At 62.9% G+C, this 15,370-nt stretch carries 12 protein-coding genes; 4 read left to right on the top strand and 8 right to left on the bottom strand.

The annotated features are described in order from the left end of the window. Positions 1-111: 111 nt before the first annotated feature. Complete coding sequence (locus HMPREF0762_RS08015; protein WP_050759705.1) at positions 112-1,227, bottom strand: ABC transporter substrate-binding protein; 1,116 nt, start codon at positions 1,225-1,227, stop codon at positions 112-114. Between the two features lie 151 nt (positions 1,228-1,378). Between HMPREF0762_RS08015 and HMPREF0762_RS08020 the strand changes: the two genes are divergently transcribed. Both HMPREF0762_RS08020 and HMPREF0762_RS08025 read left to right on the top strand, forming a co-directional pair. Beyond that, positions 1,379-2,497 carry a FecCD family ABC transporter permease gene (locus HMPREF0762_RS08020; protein WP_006363148.1) on the top strand — a complete coding sequence of 373 codons (1,119 nt, stop codon included), beginning with the start codon at positions 1,379-1,381 and terminating at the stop codon, positions 2,495-2,497. 24 nt (positions 2,498-2,521) lie between these two features. Beyond that, complete coding sequence (locus tag HMPREF0762_RS08025; protein ID WP_006363149.1) at positions 2,522-3,307, top strand: ABC transporter ATP-binding protein; 786 nt, start codon at positions 2,522-2,524, stop codon at positions 3,305-3,307. A gap of 249 nt (positions 3,308-3,556) precedes the next feature. Here the strand turns inward: HMPREF0762_RS08025 and fusA are convergent, their stop codons facing one another. The 4 genes from fusA to HMPREF0762_RS08045 form a co-directional block, all read right to left on the bottom strand. Continuing rightward, positions 3,557-5,626, bottom strand: a complete 2,070-nt coding sequence (fusA, locus tag HMPREF0762_RS08030) for an elongation factor G (protein WP_006363151.1) — start codon at positions 5,624-5,626, stop codon at positions 3,557-3,559. A 173-nt stretch (positions 5,627-5,799) separates the two neighbouring features. After that, on the bottom strand, positions 5,800-6,561 hold the full coding sequence (locus HMPREF0762_RS08035) for a TM2 domain-containing protein (protein WP_006363152.1): 762 nt from the start codon (positions 6,559-6,561) through the stop codon (positions 5,800-5,802). 257 nt (positions 6,562-6,818) lie between these two features. Further along, a complete protein-coding gene (locus HMPREF0762_RS08040; protein ID WP_040619468.1) occupies positions 6,819-8,063 on the bottom strand; it encodes an MFS transporter in 1,245 nt (414 codons plus the stop codon). 224 nt (positions 8,064-8,287) lie between these two features. Next, positions 8,288-8,692: a heavy-metal-associated domain-containing protein gene (locus tag HMPREF0762_RS08045; RefSeq protein ID WP_006363155.1), complete on the bottom strand. Its 405-nt coding sequence runs from the start codon at positions 8,690-8,692 to the stop codon at positions 8,288-8,290. 425 nt (positions 8,693-9,117) lie between these two features. Between HMPREF0762_RS08045 and HMPREF0762_RS08050 the strand changes: the two genes are divergently transcribed. Together HMPREF0762_RS08050 and HMPREF0762_RS08055 are read left to right on the top strand one after the other, a co-directional pair. After that, on the top strand, positions 9,118-9,351 hold the full coding sequence (locus HMPREF0762_RS08050; protein ID WP_006363156.1) for a DUF6110 family protein: 234 nt from the start codon (positions 9,118-9,120) through the stop codon (positions 9,349-9,351). Positions 9,352-9,471: 120 nt separating this feature from the next. Beyond that, entirely contained in the window at positions 9,472-11,598 is a 2,127-nt protein-coding gene (locus HMPREF0762_RS08055) for a heavy metal translocating P-type ATPase (RefSeq protein WP_006363157.1), read from the top strand. Positions 11,599-11,754: 156 nt separating this feature from the next. On the opposite strand, the gene HMPREF0762_RS08060 is transcribed toward HMPREF0762_RS08055, so the two are convergent. From HMPREF0762_RS08060 to HMPREF0762_RS08070, 3 genes are all read right to left on the bottom strand, one after another. Then, complete coding sequence (locus HMPREF0762_RS08060; protein WP_006363158.1) at positions 11,755-12,237, bottom strand: hypothetical protein; 483 nt, start codon at positions 12,235-12,237, stop codon at positions 11,755-11,757. A 34-nt stretch (positions 12,238-12,271) separates the two neighbouring features. Next, positions 12,272-13,639: an MFS transporter gene (locus tag HMPREF0762_RS08065; protein ID WP_006363159.1), complete on the bottom strand. Its 1,368-nt coding sequence runs from the start codon at positions 13,637-13,639 to the stop codon at positions 12,272-12,274. Between the two features lie 124 nt (positions 13,640-13,763). After that, complete coding sequence (locus HMPREF0762_RS08070) at positions 13,764-15,320, bottom strand: crotonobetaine/carnitine-CoA ligase (protein ID WP_006363160.1); 1,557 nt, start codon at positions 15,318-15,320, stop codon at positions 13,764-13,766. Positions 15,321-15,370 lie beyond the last annotated feature (50 nt).

Raw genomic sequence — 15,370 nt, forward strand, 5'->3', positions numbered from 1 at the left:
CACGATATCACGCGACCGGATCAGCTCTCGTCCTGCAAACATCGCCCGTCGGATCGCGAAGCCGGAGGAAGCATCGTCCCGTGCGCGTTCCCCCGCCTTATCGGCAGGCGGCTACGCGGGCTTTTCTCCCGCGAGCATCATCTGCGCCTGATCATCGGTCATGGCGAAGCCATAGAACAGATCGTAGAACTTCTTGACCTCCTTGACCATGTCGATGTCGGAGAACGTGTCGGGGTTCAGAGCCTTGGCGGCCCACAGAACCTGCAGCGCTTCCTCTCCGGAATAACGATCCCAAGGGAACACGCCGGACGGATTGGCGTATACGGCGCCGTTCTGCACGGCCTTCACGCCCGTCCATGCGCTGTCGGCCTTCAGGGCCTCGACCTGATCGGGGGTTCCGGATCCGATGATGATGACATCGGGATTCGCGCCGATGATCTCTTCCTCGGTTATTTCGATGCGGTTGCCGTTCTGCTCGATCGCGTTGACGCCGCCGGCGAGCTTGATCCATTCGTCGACGATGGTGCCCCTGCCATCGACCATCTTGTAGTCCTTGCCGTTGACGATATGCAGGACTTTCGTCTTGTCGGCGTCGGCCACGTCCTTCATGCGCTTGGCCACGAGATCGGTGTTCTCGTCGAGCATCTTCTCCCACTCTTTGGCGATGTCCTGGGCTTCGCTGCCGAGGATCTGCGCCGTCAGAGCGACGTCGTTGCGCAGGCCCTCGTAGTCCTGGAACATGACGTTGACGGTCGTGAGACCCTGCTTGCGAGCGTTCGCGGTCACCTCTTCGTCGGACGTGAACACGACATCGGGCTGGAGGCTCAGGGCCTCCTCGTAATTCACTTCGCCCGCGCCGCTTCCCGTGACCAGCGTTTCCACGTCGTTGATCCTCGGATACACGACCTGCACCCACGCGCCCTTCTTGAAGTTCTCGGTCGTGCCTACCAGCTTGTCCCCTGCGCCCAGCATGAGAACCACCTGGTTGTGCGCATGCCACAGATCGACGATCGTGTTGATCTTCGTCGGAATCTCGACCTGATCGCCCTTAAGGTCGGTGATGGTCGTCGTCGTGGCCTCAGGAGTCGCGGCTCCGTCGGAAGAACCTTCCGAACCCGAGTCGGACCCTTTCGCGCAACCGAACAAGCCGGCGAACACGCCTGCCGCGGCGACTCCCGACCCGATCTTGACGAACTGCCTTCTCGAGATCTCATCGTAGCGTGCCATGAATTCCCTCCCTCTTCGACCATCCATGAATCCCGCATGCAAGGCCCTATGCATGCTGGATTAAGTATATTATTTTCCTATGAGGATATACACAAGCTTCTGCCGTCGTTTTTCGAGCAGTGCGAATTGCAAGGATGATTCGGAGACGCATATGACAGACGTCGAAAAACCCGCCGAGACGCCCGAAGGCATGCGGACCGCACGTTCCGGGAAGACTCGGCCCGGAAGGTTCGCCGCCGAAGACGCGACCGTCGAAGGCGCACGGCAGATACCCCTCGGCATCGTCCTTGTCGCATGCGGGATCGTCGTCGTCCTGCTCGCCGTGGCCTCGCTCGGCATCGGCCGTTTCTCGATCGATGTCGGCACGACGCTCGCCATCCTCGCGTCGCCGTTCACGGGACAAGAAGCGACCTGGACGCCCAATGAATACAACGTCATCATGAACATCCGCCTGCCGCGCGTCGTCGCCGCCTTCCTCGTCGGTGCGGCGCTCGCCCTGTCGGGCGCTTCGTATCAGGGCGTATTCCAGAATCCGCTGGTTTCGCCCGACATCCTCGGCGTGTCGTACGGCGCATGCGTCGGCGCCGCCCTGTCGATCCTGCTGTACATGAACACCTGGCAAACGCAGATCTTCGCGTTCGTCGGCGGCTTGATCACCGTATTCGTCACCGTGAATATCCCGAAGCTCATGCACCGCCGATCGAACGTGATGATGGTGCTTTCCGGCGTCATCGTGGGCGGGTTCATGTCATCGATCCTCGGCCTCATGAAATACGTCGCCGACCCCGACACGCAGCTTGCCGAGATCGTGTACTGGCAGCTCGGATCCATCGCGAAAGTCGACTTCAAGGTACTTGTCTACACCGCCCCCGTCATGATCGTCGCCGCCGTCGTGCTCGTGGCCATGCGCTGGCGTCTGAACCTCATCTCATTAGGCGAGCAGGACGCGCGGTCGCTGGGCGTCGACCTGAAGCGCGAACGCGCCGTCATCATCGTCGCGTCGACGCTGCTCACGGCAAGCGCGGTCTCGATCGCCGGCACCATCGGCTGGGTCGGCCTCATCATTCCGCATGTGACGCGGCGCATCGTAGGTTCCGACAACAAACGGCTCATCCCCACGGTCATCCTCGTCGCCGCCGCGTTCATGATGGTGGTCGATCTGTTCGCCCGCAACATATCGGGCTACGAAATACCGCTCGGCATCCTGACGGGCCTCGTCGGTGCGCCCATTTTCGGCTATATCCTGATCAAGCAACGCGATGTCGACTAACGAATCCGTCTGAAAGGCTTGCGCATGGCACCCTTGATCGAAGTCCAAGACCTCGCGTTCCGCTATTCGAACCGTCGCGGCGACGTGTTCAGAAACGTATCGTTCGCCGTCGAGAAGGGCGAGATGCTCACATTGCTCGGACCGAACGGCGCCGGGAAATCGACGCTGCTGAACTGCATCGCGGGCTTGGCGACGCCGACCGGAGGATACGTGAACGTGAACAGACGTCCCGTCTGCGATTGCTCGGCGCGCGAGCTTGCCGCGCATATCGGCTACGTGCGCCAGCATATCGCCGTGACATATGGCTATACGGTACGTGAATACCTGGTCATGGGCGCCGCACCGCGCATCGGCATGTTCGCCGTGCCGAAAGAGGAGGATTACGAGCGCGTGGAGAGCACCATCGCCGAGCTCGATCTGAAAAAGCTCGCCGACCGCACCGTGTCGCACCTTTCGGGAGGCGAGCGCCAACGCGTCGCCGTGGCGCGCGCGATCGTGCAGGATCCTGAAGCGATCCTCTTCGACGAGCCCACGAGCGCGCTTGATTTCGGCAACCAGATCCGCGTCTTGCGCACATGCAAAGAACTGACCGAACGCGGGTACGCCGTGGTCATGACCACGCATAATCCCGATCAGCCCATCCTTTTAGGCGGGAAGGTCGCCTTGCTGAACGCCGACGGCACCCTGGCCGTCGGCGATGCCGCAACCACCTTGACCAGCGCGCGCTTAAGCGAGCTGTACGGCACCGAACTGCATCTGGCCTATGTGGATGCGGTCGACCGCATCGCCTGCGTGTCCGGCAGACTGTGAACGCATGCGGCACCGGCGCTTTCAGGCCGCACCTATCCAAGCCGCATCTATCGCGATCCTTCCTGCACGCGAAGAATCGCCATCGCCGCATTTCGTTCCCTCTGCATAGTCCGACTTCGCCTTGACGCATGAAAAAGGGCTCCGGCCTGCGCCGGAGCCCTTCGAACACGAAACGGCGTCGCCGAACGAGGCGCCGCATTCGGCGATGCCGATGCAGAACGGCGCCGCACAGGCGCGCTGGAAACGCGCCTAGTTCCCCGCAGCCCTGCGTGCCTGATACGCTTCCACGAGCTTCTTCTGGACGTCGAACGGCGCCTGCTCGTAGCCTTCGATCTCGATGGAATAGCTGCCGGTGCCGCGCGAGAGGCTGCGTAGGTCCTTCGCATAGGTGACGACCTCGGCATACGGAACGCGCACCATGATGACGGTATTTCCCCAGTCATCGGAATCGGTGCCTATGATGCGGCCGCGGCGCGTGGACACATCGCCCATGACCGGACCGGCGAATTCCTCTCCGACCACGATGCTCATATCGGCCATAGGCTCGAGCACCACGGGATCGGCCTTCTCGCATGCGGCCCTGAAGCCGATGCGCGCGGCGGTCTTGAACGCCATCTCGTTCGAGTCGACCGGATGATACGACCCGTCGTACACGGTGCACTTGATGTCCTCCATCGGATATCCCGCGAGGAACCCTTCGAGCATGGCTTCCTGAACGCCCTTGTCGACGGCAGGAACCAAGCTGCCGGGAATGGCGCCGCCCTTGATCGCATCCACGAATTCATAGCCCTTGCCGGCATTCGGCTCAAGACGCAGCCAGCAGTCGCCGAACTGGCCGGAGCCGCCGGTCTGCTTCTTGTGGCGACCCTGCGCCTCGGCAGCCTTGCGGATGGTCTCGCGATACGGGATGCGCACGTCGACGAGCCTGACGTCGATGCCGGCCTGTTCCTTCAGGCGGTTGAGGATGGTCTCGACCTGCGCCTCGCCCATCGTCGTGATGACGGTCTGATGCGTCTCTTCGCGACGCTCGACGCGAATGGTCGGGTCGGTCTCGGTCAGGCGGGCCAGGAACGTGCCGAGCTTGCCTTCCTCCTTCTTCTCGGCGGCTTCGATCGCCACCGGATACAGAGGCTCGGGGAATGGGAGCGGGGCGATTTCGACGTCGCCGGTATGAGAAAGGGTGTCTCCCGTGCGGGTCTCGGTAAGCTTGGGGATGACGATGATGTCGCCGGCGAACGCGCTTTTCACGTCGCGCGTCTCCTTGCCGACCATGATATCGATGTGGCCGATGCGCTCCTTCTTGCGCGTGCGCGCGTTGATGAGCTCAACGCCCGGCGCGAAGGTGCCCGAGATGATCTTCACGAAGCTCAGACGGCCGACGTACGGATCGGACAGGGTCTTGAACACGAAGCCCGCGGGCTGCTGGTCTTCCTTGGTGACGCGGATCTCGCCGCCGTCGGCCAGCGCGATGGGGCCGTGCGCCGTCGGATGCGGGAAGTAGGTGCAGATGTCGTCCATCAGGCTCTTGATGCCCTGAAGGATGATGGTCGAGCCGACGAACACGGGGATGAAGAGCTCCTGGGCGATGGCCTTGTCGAACAGGCTTTCGAGCTCGGCCTGCGTCAGCTGCTCCTCGCCGTCGAGATACTTCATCATGAGCTCGTCGTCGGCTTCGGCCACCAGATCGCAGAGCTTGTCGCGCGCGGCTTGCGCCACGTCGGCGTATTCGGGCGGAATCTCCTCGACGCGATCCTTGTCCCCGTCGATGTAATGCGCCTTCATGCGCAGAACGTCGATGATGCCGCGGAATTCGCGATCGACGCCGATGGGAATGGTGACGGCGCCCAGACGGCTGCCGAAGCGCGCATGAAGCTGCGCCATGATGACGTCGAAGCTGGCGTTCTCGCGGTCGATATGGTTGACGAAGACGGAGCGCGACAGGCGCATGTATTCGGCTTCGTGCCACAGACGCGTGGTCATGACCTGCGGACCCGCAACGGCATCGATGACGAACATGGCCATTTCGGCGGCTTCCATCGTGGCGAGCGTATCGCCGATGAAATCGGGATGGCCCGACGTGTCGAGCAGATTGATCTTATAGTCGTTATAGGGAATAGGGGCGATGGAGGTGCTCATCGTGAACTTGCGCTTGATTTCCTCGGGATCGTAGTCCATGCAGGATTTGCCGTCGTGGGTCGTGCCCATGCGCGAAGTCTGGCCGGAAATATAAAGCATTGCCTCTGCCAGGGAAGTCTTGCCCGCACCATCCTGTCCGACCAACACGATGTTGCGGACATGCAAGGTCTCAGGAGCTGCCATGAAAACCACCGTACCTTTCCAGGTTCGCCCTTTCTCCGGTAATTTCGGATGGCTCGAATTCTACCCCATTACGTTCACAGATAACACACAGATGAGGTCGGGCCCGTGGAGAAGCGACGGCGGGTTCGGGTTTCGAACCATGGATGCAAGACTTAGAACCATAGGTTCGGAGCTTAGAACCATTCCCTCTTCGCGCAGACGTAGAGCTGCTCGAATTCCAGCTGCGAACGCGTCAGGTACAGAATGCCTTCGATGACGCCGATGATGCCCATGGCGATGCTGGCAAGGCCGAAGGTGACCGTCCCTCCGAGCAGCGTGATGCCGAGCATGATGAATCCGGGCATCGGGTAGCCCAGATAGAACTTATGGATGCCGAGCCAGCCGAAGAAGATGGCGAGAAGCCCGGCGACGACGTGATCCTTCTGCGCGGGCGCGGGATCCCGATACCCGTAGGGCGGATAGGACGCGGGACCGGACGCCTGGTATCGAGAGGCCTGCTGCCGGTATCCGCAGGGGGCGCCCGAAGGCTGCGCCGGGCCCGGCTGCTGAGCCGCAGCCTGATACGTCGGCTCCGGCTGCCGATACGCGTACGCGTCCGAAGGCCGTTGGAAAGACGGGCCTTGGGCGGAAGCGCCGCCCGCAGCGAACGGGCCGTGCGGCGCAAAGGATTGCGGGGGCTGCGGCATGCCCTCGGAGAACGGCTGGGCGGGCGCCTGCTGATACGAAGGGCCCGGGACACCGGCTCCGGGAGCTGCGGGCGGCGTCGAGGCGGCCGGAGCGAACGCCGCATCCTGGGCGGGCTCATCCGCGGATGCCGGAGCCGAAGGCGCGTCCGTCGCCTGAGACGACAGCTCATCGATACGGGATTGCGCTTCCGCGATCCGGGCCTTCAACTCTTCTATCTCATCCTCAGCGGACCGGGGCATATCGCTCATGAGTCGCCTCCTCGTGTATTCGTGAGGCACATCCTAGCGGGGACGGCGATGAAAGCAAGCGGCTCCGGAAGATTCTCCGCCTTTCGTCAACGCTCCGTTGCCTTCCGGGCACAAACCGCGAGGCGAAGCTCGTCCGGGCATGCGGACGCATGGCGCGGGAGCGCGGCGCCGAACCCGCTGCATACGGCGCGCCGCGGCGCGCGAGACGTCTTCCGAAATCTCCGCCCGCTCAGGACGGCATCCGCGTGGCGCCTTCCCTACCCTTGGGAAGCCCCGTCGGCGCGCACGGAGTCCGGAACCTTCCACATGAAGACGAATCCGACGGCGAACAGGAGCACGAGCGAAAACACGCCGATCGAGCTCATGCCCGTGAGCACCGTGATCGTGCTGACCAGGAACGTTCCCATGACCGAAGCGTACTTGCCGAAGATGTCGAAGAAGCCGAAGTACTCGTTGGCGTGCTCCTTCGGCACGAGCTTGCCGAATTCGGACCGCGAAAGCGCCTGGATGCCGCCTTGGAACAGGCCGACCATGATGGCGAGGATCCAGAACTCGACGGCGCTGCGCAAGAAGAGCGCCGCGAAGAACGTGATGAATGCGTAGCCCAGAATGCCCACGAGCAGCATGCGCTTGGTGCCGAAGCGGGCGCCCATGCGTCCGTAGACGATGGCCGAGGGGAAGGCGACGAACTGCGTGACCAGAAGCGCGAGCACGAGCTGGGTCGAACTGATGCCCAGATCGGTGCCGTAGCTCGTGGACAGGCGGATGATCGTATGCACGCCGTCGATATAGAAGAAGTACGCGAGGATGAAGTAGCGCAGCGACGTTTCGCCCCAGATGTTCTTCAGCGTCGCAAGCAGGCCCTTGAACGAGTCCGCGAAAAGACGCTCGGGGCGTTCCTTGAAATGCGACTGATGCACGTTGCGCATCAGGGGAATCGTGAACGCGATCCACCAGAGCGCCGTGATGGCGAAGGCGAGCTTCATGGCCGTCGGCGTGGACAGCCCGATCGACCCCGCACCCAGCACGAGCCCCAGGCACGCGATGAAGGGCACGGTGCTTCCCAGATAGCCCCAGGCATAGCCGTTGCTGGAGATGATGTCGAACCGGTCTTCGTCGGTGGCGTCCACCAGAAGGGCGTCGTAGAAGACCATGGACGAGTTGAGCATGATGGACGCGATCACGTACACGAGCAGGAACACGAACGCGCTCGAAGGCAGACCGAGGGCCACGCAGGCGACGGCGCCTGTGCCCACCGTGCCGGCGACGAACTTCTTGCGCATGCCCTTCATGTCGGCGAGGCTGCCGAGGACGGGCATGACGAGCGCGATGGCAAGCGATGCGATGGTTTCGGCGTATCCCCAAGCCACAACGATGTTTCCTGTGGCGATCGAGCTGAAATAGACCGGGATCAAGGCCGTCGAGAGCAGCACGAACGCGGAATTGCCCACGTCGTACATGATCCAGCTCTTCTCCGCCTTCGTCATCTTGCGAATGGCCACGTCGTTCCCCCTCGTCGGTTCGCGCCGAACGGCGCTGCGGATAAGCAGCGGGAGGGATTATACCGTATAGGGATGCGCGGACGGGACGGCGCGGCGCCGGCGATGCGGACGAGGCGCTTCGCACGCAGCCTCAAGCCGGCGCATGCGCGACGACGGCCGTCACGCTGCGCAGGAACGTCCGTGCGCGGCGTGACGGCCGTTCAGCCGCAAGCCCGATGCGTCGCTCAGTTCTCCGCGGCCTCTTTGGGAAGGCGGATGATGTAATAGCCGGCCGCATCGACCAGGGATTCGACGGCATCCTGATCGAGAGGCTGCTTCGAGCGAACCGTGGCCTTGCGGCTTTCGAGGTCGACCGTGGCCCAGACGTCCGGCAGGCTGTTGATGGCGTTCTCGACCGCGCGCGTGCAATTGCAGCAGGTCATACCACCGATCATAAGCTCGAGCGCATAGGGATAGTGCGACTCGTCGGTGTCTTCGACCGTCACGTTCGCGAACTTCTTCGCGTACGGTTTCGTGGATCCGCCCCCGCAGCACCCCTTGTTCCCGAAATACACGGCGAACATGCGACGCCCGGCGAAGAACGCGAGCACGACGATGACGGCGACGATGACCAAAGTTGAAGCATTCATGAAGAAACTCCTCTGAAAACTACGGCATTTCACGGGTCCGCGACGGGCGCATGCGCACGGCTGCGACGCGCCCATCCGTGCGTCGGCGCGCGATACGCGCACTCGATCGCACCCGAGTCTAACATTTCGCGGCGCAAGTTACCTGAATCTGCACCTTTCGGCTGAACTCGCGCGACGAATCGCATCGCGCCCAAACCTGGAAACACGTTCGAAACCCTGCCGCGGCCCTAGAGGAAAAGTTACCCAAGTGTACCGCATACGTGCATTTGACCTGCATATTTGTTAGAAAAGGATGACGCTTCATGTTTACCGCGATTAACCGCTGCGCGTGTGATATAACACTGCCAAGAGATCGTTCGCGACCCTTTCGAAAGGCTGCGTCCGACCTTCACGCAGACACGACACCTAAGAGAAAGGATGCGGATATGTTCGGAAAGAAGGAGTGGGGCTTCATCGGGTGCGGTTTCCTCATCGGCACCCTCGGCCTGAAGGCCCTGAAGAGCGAGCCCGCGCGTAAATGCTATGTCCAAGGCGTCGCTGCCGGACTGCGCGCCAAGCAGAGCTACGAAGACATCGTCGAGCAGGCCAAGGCCGAGGTCGACGACATCGTCTCCGAAGCCAACTTCATCAACGCCGCGCCCGAGGCCGAGGCCGAATAACCCGGCCTGACCGCGCCTCGCGCGGACGTTTCACGAATCGGCTAGCCCTCGCACGAGGCTAGCCGATTCTCGTCAGGAGGGCCGCCGCCCGCACGCACACGCATCGCAAGGAGCTGCGACATGCAGATACGCATCATGAAGGAATTTCCCGGGCATATGCGCCTCGGGCTCGCCGGTCGCGTCCCCGAACGCGATATCGACGCGCTCATCACCGTCGCGCACCAGTGCATGTACGTGACCAAGGTGCGGGTATACGGACGCATAGCGCAGATGACGGTCGAGTACACGCCTGTCGAGGGCGCGCGCGGGTCGGTCATCGGGCACCTGTGCTCGATCGGCCCCGAAGACATCGAGAAGGCCCGCAGCGAATACGCCATCACGCTGGCCCCGCGCGCATACCGCCTCTTCCTGAATCTGGCGAACCTCATCGGCGCGTACTTCGCCAAGCGCTGGTTCCTTCCCGCGCCCATCCGCGCGGCCTTCACGGTCGCCGCGTTCCTGCCGTTCCTGAAAGCCGGCATCGACGAGCTGCTCAAAGGGCGGCTGACCGTCCCCGTGCTCGACGCCGCGGCGATCGCCATGTCGTTCGTCAAGAAAGACCCCGCGACGGCCGGCGAGACCATGCTGCTGCTCAACGTCGGAGAAACGTTCGAGGAATACACGCGCGCAGCGTCCGAGAACGAGCTCATCACGTCCCTGCTCGACATTCCCGAGCGCGCGCAGAAGATCGAGGACGACCAGGAGATCTCCATCCCGACCGTCGATCTTGCGGCGGGCGATCTGATCGTCGTGCGCACCGGCATGGCCATCAGCGTCGACGGCGTGATCGAACGCGGCGAGGCCGCCGTCAACCAGGCGACGCTCACCGGCGAGCCGCTCGCCATCCCGCGCGGCGTCGGAGACGATGTGTACGCGGGCACAACCGTCGAAGACGGCGAGATCTTCGTGCGCGTCAAATCCGAGGCGGGCGACACCCGCCTGCGCAGCATCGTCACGATGGTGGAGCAATCGGATGCCTTGAAATCCGAGGCGCAGTCGCGCATGGAGCGCATGGCGGATCGGATCGTGCCGTACAACTTCCTGCTCGCAGGCATCGTCGCACTCGCCACGCGCGACCTCGTCAGGACGTCGGCCGCCCTCATGGTCGATTATTCCTGCGCGCTCAAGCTGACCGGGTCGGTGGCGGTCATGACCGCCATGAGCAACGCCGCCAAGATGGGCGTCATGACGAAGGGGGCGAAGCACTTCGAGACCTTCGCGAAGGCCGACGCCATCGTCTTCGACAAGACCGGCACGTTGACGGAAGCCACGCCCAAGCTCGTGCGGATCGACCCCATCGTCCCGGAATGGCCCGAGGAGGAGATCCTCCGTCTGGCCGCCTGCCTGGAAGAGCATTTCCCGCACCCCGTCGCGCGCGCCGTCGTGAACGCCGCCGCCGAACGAGGCATCAAGCATCGCGAGCGCCACGCCGAGGTCGAATACATCGTCGCGCACGGCATCGCGTCATCGCTCGGCGGCAAGCGCGTCGTCATCGGATCGCGCCACTTCGTCGTGGAAGACGAGCACGTGAAGATTCCCTGCGCGCTCGTCAAGAAGCTCGAAGACGACTTCCACGGGCTCTCCCCGCTCTATCTGGCGGTCGACGGCACGCTCGTCGGCGTCCTGGGGCTCCAGGATCCGCTGAAGGACAATGTGAAGGCCTCCTTGCATATGCTGCGCACGCTCGGCTTCAAGAAGATCGTCATGCTTACCGGCGACGCCGAGAAGACGGCGGAGCGCATCGCGGCGGAGGCCGGCATCGACGAATTCAGGGCCAACATGCTTCCCGAGGACAAGTTCGCCTATCTCGATGAGCTCAAAGCCGAAGGCTACGTGGTCGCCATGGTGGGCGACGGCGTGAACGACTCCCCCGCCCTTTCGAAGTCCGATGTGGGAATCGCGATGGGCCAGGGCTCGGCCATCGCCAAGGAAGTCGCCGACATCGTCCTGACGGGATCCGACCTCGAGAGCATCGTGAACCTGCGCAAGCTGAGCCAGGGTCTGATCGAGCGGCTGGACGGCTCGTTCGTCCGCACGATGGCGTTCAACTCCGCGCTGCTCGCGCTCGGCATCGCCGGCGTCATCACGCCCCAGACGTCGTCGCTCCTGCATAACGGATCGACCGTGGCCATGGGGCTTGCCAACACCAGGAACTACATCTCCGTGCCCGAACGGCCGCAGATCCTCGTCGAGGGCGAAGCCGTTTAAGCCGGCGAAGGGCCGACGGCCATGCAGACGCGCATGGACGAAAAAGGGGGCGAAGCCTTATTGAGCCGCACCCCCCCCCCAGATTTGAACCGCACCCCCCAGAACCAGAAAGCCATTCGTTCCGGGATTCGGGGGTGCGGTTCTTCATGCAGGCGATCACATGCCGAGCCGACGCACGGCGGCATCCAGCTTGCGCTCCCCGTCGGGCAGAAGATTGCGATCGGTCATGAACGCGACGACCGTGCGCGCATCGCGCGCATGCCCGTCTTCGATCAGCATGCGCGCGATGCGCTCCATGAAATCGATCCTCGCCTCGAGGGCTATGTTCGCATCGAGGTATCGCTCGCATTCGCCCATAAGCCCCTTCACGCTTCCGCCGTCGCGGTACGCGTCGATGATGCGCTCGCCCGCCGCCCGCGCATCCTCTTCGGAGCGCCGCGCCACGAACTTCTGAAGGATCCAGAAGACCGCGCCCACGACCGCGGCGAGCGCGAGGACGAGAACGGCCAGGCGCGCGCGGAAGTTGTCCGGGAATGCGACCATGGCCCCGACGACGGCCGCGATCGTCCCCGCAAGCACCAGCACGACGATCGCGATCATCTTCTTGTTCCGCGCATCGAGCGCTATCCTCACGTCCATATCGCACGCCCTTCCATGCCTGAGATGCCGACCCTCACAAAGAGCTCGACTCCAGAAGCGTCTGCCCTTTGGTCTCCGGCGCCATGATATACGACAGCACCAGCCCTGTCCCCACGAGCCCGGCCGCAACCAGCATCGTCGCACCGATCCCGAAGGCTTCCAAGAACAACGGCATGCCGTAGGTCGACGCGATCGTGAAGATGCGCGTGAAGGCGATGGCGATGCCGACCGCAGAAGCGCGCACCGAAGTCGGGAACAGCTCGTTCGGATACAGCCACTGCAGGATTCCCGGCCCTCCGCTGAAGAAGGCGTAGAGCCCGAAGGCGGCGATGACGACGTACATCGGGGCAGTCGGCCAGATGCCGAGGACGAGCAGCCCGACGAACATCATGGAAAGGCTGAGGATGACGAGCTTCCTGCGGCCCATGGAATTGAGCCAGAACATCGCCGGTATCGTTCCCACGAGGAAGAACAGGCTCACGGCGCTTTCGCCGAGGATGGAGGCCCTGCCTTCGCCGAGCCCGAAGGCGGACATGATGTCGGGGCCGAAGATGTAGATCGCATACATCGGCACGACCTGGCACATGATGAAGATGGCGACGTAGAGCATGCGCTTGAGGTATCCGCTCGCAAGCAGCCGCCCCAGAGGAATCTTCTCCGTGACGTCTTCGTGCGGAATCTCGACGCCCGGGCCGTAGATGTCCTCGACGATCTTGCGCGCTTCCTCGACCCGCCCCTTCTGGGCGAGCCAGATGGGCGATTCGGGAATGCCATGCCGTCCGATGAGCAGGACGGCGCAGGGAATGACCGCGCTTCCAAGCATCCAACGCCAGCCTCCGTCGACGGAGTACAGGGCGTATCCGACGAACGCCGCCACCGTGGCGCCGAGGTACCAGGCCGCGGAAACGGCCCCCATGGAAATCGCCCGGTGCTTGCGCGGCGTGTATTCCGCGATAAGCGACGTGGCGATCGGATAGTCCGCTCCGACGAAGAGGCCGACGGCGAAACGGGCGGCTATGAGCAGGGCAGGGGTCGTCGCGAAGACGCTTAGGACCGAGAAGACCCCGATGGCGATCACGTCGAGCGTGAACATGCGCTTGCGTCCGATGGCATCGGTCAGATACCCGCCGAATATCGTTCCGAAAAGAATGCCCAGCATGACCGAGGCTCCGACGGCTCCGCTCTCGAACGGCGTCAGATCGAACATGGGTTTGATCTGCGTCAATGCCACGCCTATCAGCGAAAGGACGTATCCGTCCAGAAACGACCCTCCGCTTGAGAAGATCGAGACGCGGCGTAAAAACGGAGTCATGGGAACATCGTCGATGACGATGGAGGGGTCGGAACGGTCGGACGAATCCGGCGGACTCACGACCTTGGTTTTGCCTTTGATATCGCTCATGAACGCATCACTCCTTGTCGGATTCGGCGCGAACGCGGCGCGCCGGGAAACGCCTCTCCTTCCGATGCAAAACCGCAGCGCCTGCCGTGAAGCGAAACGCGCTGACCCATCGATGCGAAAAGACCTATTCTTCGCGCAAGAGCTTCTTGGCGACCTTCCCCACGCTCGTCTTCGGAAGGGCATCGACGAAGGCGACGAAGCCCGGAACCTTGTAATCCGCGAGACGCTGCGCGCAGAACGACCGGATCTCGTCGGCCGAGACGTGCGCGCCGGCTTCCAGCGCCACGAACGCCTTCACGGCCTCGTCACGCACAGGATCCGCGACGCCGATGACGGCAGCTTCCTTCACCTGGGGCATTTCCATGATCGCATGCTCTACTTCGGCGGCGGATATGTTCTCGCCCGCCCGCTTGATCATGTTCGAATCGCGGTCGACGAAGAAGAGCCATCCGCGCTCATCGAAGACGCCCACGTCGCCGGTATGGAGCCATCCGTCGCCGTCTAGCGCCTGCGCGGTCGCGGCCGCATCCTGATAGTACCCTTTCATAAGCGTCGTTCCGGGAACGCCTTGGATACAGATCTCCCCTTCTTCGCCGGAAGAGGCGCATGAGCCGTCGGCGCGCCTCACCTCGACGGCGTATCCGATGCCGACGCGCCCGACCGAAGGCCACGGCCCCCGCTCGAAAGGAGGCTCCGTCGCCACCCAGCAGATGGATTCGGTCAGCCCGTAGCAGTTCTGAAGACGCGCGCGGAACCGATCCTCGAAGCGATCCTTCTCCTCTTCGCTCAAAGGAAGGTAGTACTGGACGCTTCTCAGGCGATGGTCGCGCTCGTGCGCATCGACCGGCTGCATCAGCGTGGTCTTCACCATCATGGACACCATCTGGGTGAGCGTGGCGCCATGGCTTACCACCTGGGACCAGAACCTTCGCGCGCTGTATTTGGCCACGAAGACGAGGGTCGCTCCTGCCGCGAGCACGGGCGTCAGGGCGGCGAGCTGGAAGTTCGAATGGAACGCCGGCATCGTCGTCAAGAAGACGTCGTCTGGCCGCATGGCATGCTGCCAGCATCCGTACTGCCCGCTCAGCACGAAATTGGCATGGGTCACCTCCACGCCTTTCGGCGCCGAGGTCGTCCCCGACGTGAACATGATCTCGACGACGTCGCCGCTTGCCTGGGGCCTGACTTCCGACAGCACGTCCGATTGCCGCGCGACCGCGGCATCGAAGTCGATCGATCCGGGCGAAAGCGTTCCGTCCGACGCGTGGCTCACGTACAGACGGGGCATGGCATACGATCCTTCGCGCCCATCGTAGTATTCCTGGAAATCAGGGTCCGTGATGATGCGCCCTATGTTGCAGCGTTCGATAACGCGCACGCATTCATCCAGCTTATGCTGGATATTCAACGGCACTGAAACCGCGCCTGCCTCGGTGATGGCGAAAAGGGCGGCGATCGACTCCGGAGAGTTGTACAGCTGCACCGCTATGTTCTCTCCCGGCCGCACCCCGTCTTCGATGAGGAAGTTTGCCATACGCCTCACGTACGCGTAGAACTCGGCATACGTGAACGACCTCGTCGAAGCGTCGCATGCCTGGAAACGCAGGAAGCACCGATCGCCGCAGCGCTCGACGAGCCCTGTCCACCAGGTACGCAATGTCTCTCTGTCGGACAGACGCATGACGCCTTATCGCCCCCTTTGTCGATCGCGGCCATGACGTATGCGGGCCG

The sequence above is a fragment of the Slackia exigua ATCC 700122 genome (assembly GCF_000162875.1).
Lineage (GTDB): Bacteria > Actinomycetota > Coriobacteriia > Coriobacteriales > Eggerthellaceae > Slackia > Slackia exigua.